Source organism: Nostoc sp. 106C (assembly GCF_002154725.1).
Lineage (GTDB): Bacteria > Cyanobacteriota > Cyanobacteriia > Cyanobacteriales > Nostocaceae > Aulosira.
The window spans coordinates 1-4815 of record NZ_MTAW01000085.1 but is presented as its reverse complement, the minus strand read 5'-3'; the positions used below and the strand labels follow the sequence as shown (position 1 = coordinate 4815).

Here is a 4815-nt window from a genome sequence, read left to right as displayed (position 1 = left end):
CATTCCGCTTTGCTTCATTCGCAATGACAGGTTTTGGATCATTTATTGTTTGGAACACTCTTAGTAATTATTTGTGAACTTTGTTGTCAATGAATTTTCTTAACTGAACTGTATTGCTTCATAGTGGGCTTTCCGGTCCACACTACTCCAGGTTTCAAAATGGACGAGGTTTAAATTATATTTAGGTAATAAATGAAAACTGTAATAATTGTAAAAATCTATCTATGGCAGAATGTGGCTTAGTTTAACTTAAAAAAGTGGGACTTTGAGACAACTGTTTAAAATTTATACATTAATAGTCATTGTCAGCCACACAAATTCCTTTACATTTAATACCGTTCGTAGCTGTGCGCTGACAATGAGAACATAGAACTTTTTCGTTTTCTGTTTCTTGATTGATATTTATATTAGTGCTTGCAGTAGAAAAATCTTTTTCAGGTTGGATTTTTACAGTCATAAGGGTGGAGGGATTTGTTACAGTTTACATTTTACAAGTGAGTTAAGCTGAGATGCGATATGCCGTAGGGGCACGGCATCCACAATCTTTTGGTATATCAAATTATTTTACTGGTGCCCATACGTGTCAACTTGACGTGAAACCCATGTCCACACGTGATTCTGTCGCAAACATTATTTGAATTGATATTACCTACCACAACGATAACTGTCCTAGGAAGACATTTGACTTATACTATTTCACTGAAGACCTGATACAAATAATTTACCTACTCATATGCGATCGCGCCCAGATAAACAAACCCTCGTGAGCGATATATTGCTCACGAGGGAGAAACTTTTCAGGTTTTGTCTTTTCCTTTTTCTAGTTTCATTCGTTGCTTGTGATTTTTACAGCCCCATCGGGCAGATATAACCATTAAGCTTTTGTGTGAGCATGGTTACAGTTTGAATGGTCTATGCGCGCACTTCTCTAGTGAGTAGCTAATGCCTCAAGTTCTTGTGTGTTAAACATTAGCAGGAATAGCGTCAAACCTTTTTTAATCTAATCGATAAAAATGGTGATACTGTATGGTGCTGTCAGCGATCGAAAACTCATGTCCGTCCCGATCGCGGAAATAGTGACGCCCATTTTTAAAACCCGTAAACTTTGCTACCAATCTGGAACCATTAAGAAATTCAATTTCATAGATTTTATCGACCTTAAGCTCATTTGATAGCACTGACCAGTAGTCCTTAGTACGCTATAATCAGCAATACTTCAAAAAGCGTTAATTTCAACCTATATTTTTCAATCTACAGCTTTTTTCTAGATAAAACATGATTTTAAAGCCTTTTAAAATCACTTTTCTATCTTGGTGAATTATTACTCGCAACACCAATGAGCGCGATCGCGCTCATTAGACAGCCGTGAAGGAAGATGCGCTAAAAACTTTACTGTACAAGCTCTGTAAAAATAAAAATGCAGCGACTCAATAAAAGCTTGTATGTAATACCCTACTGCTGTGCCAATTGACCTATAAGATATTTGGCACAGCTTTTTTGTACAACACAGCAGCAGCTTGAAGCCCCTAAATTTCAGAGGCTTCAATTGCTACAGATTTCTCCCAGATGGACAGGATGTTGAAAACAGGTCATCAAGTCCAAGCACATGAGTTTCTGAACGAATCGCTCATAATTTTGGTCTAGATAGCTTACCCACTCACCTGTGATTCAGCAATCCCCACCGGACAAGAAACATTTGTTCCGCCTAAACCACAATACCCATTGGGATTTTTGGCAAGGTACTGTTGATGGTAACCTTCGGCGTAGTAAAACTCAGGTGCATCCAAAATTTCTGTGGTAATTTTTCCATAGCCTGCATCTTTTAGAGCTTGTTGATAAGCTGCTTGCGATGCTTCTGCTAGCTGGCGTTGATTTTCAGAGTATACGTAAATTCCAGAGCGGTACTGTGTGCCAACATCATTACCTTGGCGCATCCCTTGAGTAGGGTTGTGGCTTTCCCAAAAAACTTTCAGCAGTTGGGAATAACTAATCACTGTTGGGTCAAATACCACCAATACTACCTCATTATGACCAGTCAATCCGGTACATACCTCTTCATAGGTGGGGTTGGGTGTTAAACCAGCAGCATAACCTACGGCGGTAGTATAAACTCCGTTAAGTTGCCAGAATTTGCGTTCTGCACCCCAAAAACAGCCTAAGCCAAATAAAGCTTTTTCTAATCCCTCTGGAAAAGGAGGTGTTAGCGGATGACCGTTAACATAGTGATTAGCAGGAACCCGCATTGATTGTGCTCTTCCTGGTAAAGCTTCCTCAGGGGTGGGTATTACTGCTTTCTTGCCAAATCCAAATAATGCCATTGATTTTTCATAAATATCTTTACCTTACTTAATATTTTAACGATTCTAGTTAGCGATCGCTGCGGATATATTTTGCTGCCATAGCAATAGATGATGATGCGGGGATAAGGAAGAAATCACAAATGACCCTTGACTTTTGACTATCTACGTAGCGGTACTAAGTCTATAGCCGATTGATATCCTTGGTAATTAGTTTCCAACCTTCAGCTTGGTCAATTAGCTTAATCGAATCAAGGTGGAGATTATTGTAAGCAGAAGCATTCACCAGGAAATAGGGTTGGCCGTTGTAGTGCCAATAGTATTGCAGTTCCCCGAAAGAAGCAGGAATAATCGTGCGATCGCTATAAAAATCTAAGGAAGGACGACTGTATGGAAAAGAAGTGTAAATCTTATTGACTGCTGGATTTGCCCGTACTATCATGCTGGCAACTGGTTTAACTGGATAAGCATCCGATAATTCCCAAACCCAGTAGTTTGATTTCATCAACAGCAGCAGCGAAAAATAACTTCCCCAAAACAGAATTTTCAGGAATTGCCCGTCGCCTCGCTCTGCATAAATTGCTGCTAAAGTCATAGTTAAAGCAACTGCTGCAAAAATTACCTGTAAGTCTGTTTTAGGCGTTCCACTTGAACTAAAAAAAACGCTACCAGCAGAAGCTGCTAAAGCCAGTACTGCCAAACCAGCTACCCAAGACCGGGGATAGGCTGTTAGTAAAGGTAAATTTTCCGTTTCTGTGATTTGCGCACCCAAAGCTAAAGCCAAGCCTGGGTAAATTGGGAACAAATACCAGAGAAGTTTGCTACCCATGCAGGAAATTATCAGTAGGTAGACACCACTCCAGATCAGTACGAGTTTTGCCCAGCTAAGATTGCGATTTTCCCAGGTTAAGCGTAAGCTATGCGGTAAAAACAGTAGCCAGGGCCATGCATACATCAAAACTTCTTTGAGATAGTACCAAGATAGCTGGAAATTATCCTGTGAAAATGCCCCAACTCGGTTGATGGATGGATTGATAAAGGCAATCTGGAGGAAAGTATGACCGTAGTGTACTAACTGCGCACCATACCAACACAGGGCTGGTAAAATGCCAATGAAGATTGCTATCCACAGATAGTAACAAGTGAGTAGTCGAGGCGTATCCCAAAACAGAAATGCAATTGCGATCGCACCTAATAATATACCGAATATTCCTTGAGTCAGGCAAATTAATCCCAGACCGAGTCCGATGCCCAGACAGTAACGCAAATCGCGCCGCGATCGCAATACACACAGCATCATTACCATCAAAAAAATTACCGTTGCGCCATCTAACATGGCCAATCGCCCATGACGCACTACAGGTAGCATTGTTAGGTAAATCAAGGCGCTATAAATAGCTGCCCAACGTTGGCGAAATATTTCTCGACCAATGCAATACAGTAAAGGTACTGAACAAGCTGTTAAAATTGCTCCTGGTATGCGGGTAGTCCATTCATTGACTCCTCCCAGCTGATAAGCCCAAGCAACTAGCAAATGCATCAAAGGCGGCTTGTGAAGATAAGGTTCACCGCCCAATGTGGGATAAAGCCAACCCAGAGAACCTGCTGGCGATCGCAAAATTTCGCGGGCGACCTGTGCCACAGTACCCTCATCCCAATCGCGTAATGGTACTCCCCCAAGATTGATGCTAAACAGTAACACTGCTGCCAATAGCAGGACAATTAGCCATATGCCATCAATCAATTTATCAACTGTGCGATGTTGTTTTCCTAGATGACCCCAAATAAAGCTTCCTTCTTGCATATTCTATGATAATCATTTTGCTTTCTGGTTTGATTACATAGAGATCAGAGCGAATCTCTAATGTTGCCACCCAGTAATAACCTGTGTGTTTAGCAATTGCTAGATTCCAAATTAACTCATTTTCTCAAAATAGTAATAATTTTTTTGAGAAAATAATCTAAGTTTTTTCACCTTCCTATTATCAAGAATATTTTTTCAACAAAAGATATAAATAATACAGTTTTCAAAGCATTGTTTCCCTCTATTACCCTTTATTAATCACTCTATATTTCCTCTGAAAACTCTTATGGGGTTGGATATCTATCTATTTAATTATTACGAGTTTTTATTGTAAAATCTCAGGAACTGATAGCTACAGTGTTTCAAAGATTAACTGTCAAACTAAGTTAATTAATTAAATTCCTCTGACTTGTAATTTGAAAAACTTAAAATTAGCTAGTTTAATTACAAAGTGAAACTAAAATCCATGATAAATCGTTAGAAACAGCCTTACACATACAAAACCCGCCTCCACAGTTTATTCAACACTCAGTAGGTGCAGAGGTAATTTGCTTAGACCTGCCTTGAAAATAGAGGCTGAAACAATGCAAAATCGTTCCAAGATCATTTTCATTATTCCTTGTGCGCGCAGATCATGGAGTCTCTTGCATAAGTCGATTTTTTGAATATCGAACCACAGATAAACGCAGATGAACACCGATATTTATCTGTGTT

Annotated in this window: 4 protein-coding genes; all 4 read right to left on the bottom strand. The window is 39.6% G+C overall.

All coding sequences use genetic code 11. The features are described 5' to 3' along the window. Positions 1–292 precede the first annotated feature (292 nt). The 4 genes from BV375_RS36715 to BV375_RS09315 all read right to left on the bottom strand — a co-directional run bounded on the left by BV375_RS36715 (position 293) and on the right by BV375_RS09315 (position 4101). Entirely contained in the window at positions 293–457 is a 165-nt protein-coding gene (locus BV375_RS36715) for a hypothetical protein (protein ID WP_166507416.1), read from the bottom strand. Positions 458–995: 538 nt separating this feature from the next. Then, a complete protein-coding gene (locus BV375_RS35875) occupies positions 996–1178 on the bottom strand; it encodes a hypothetical protein (RefSeq protein WP_134076237.1) in 183 nt (60 codons plus the stop codon). A 471-nt stretch (positions 1179–1649) separates the two neighbouring features. Further along, the gene (msrA, locus tag BV375_RS09320) at positions 1650–2318 is read right to left on the bottom strand and encodes a peptide-methionine (S)-S-oxide reductase MsrA (RefSeq protein WP_086759707.1); all 669 of its coding nucleotides are present in this window, start codon (positions 2316–2318) and stop codon (positions 1650–1652) included. 163 nt (positions 2319–2481) lie between these two features. After that, positions 2482–4101: a glycosyltransferase family 39 protein gene (locus BV375_RS09315; RefSeq protein WP_086759704.1), complete on the bottom strand. Its 1620-nt coding sequence runs from the start codon at positions 4099–4101 to the stop codon at positions 2482–2484. Positions 4102–4815: the final 714 nt, after the last annotated feature.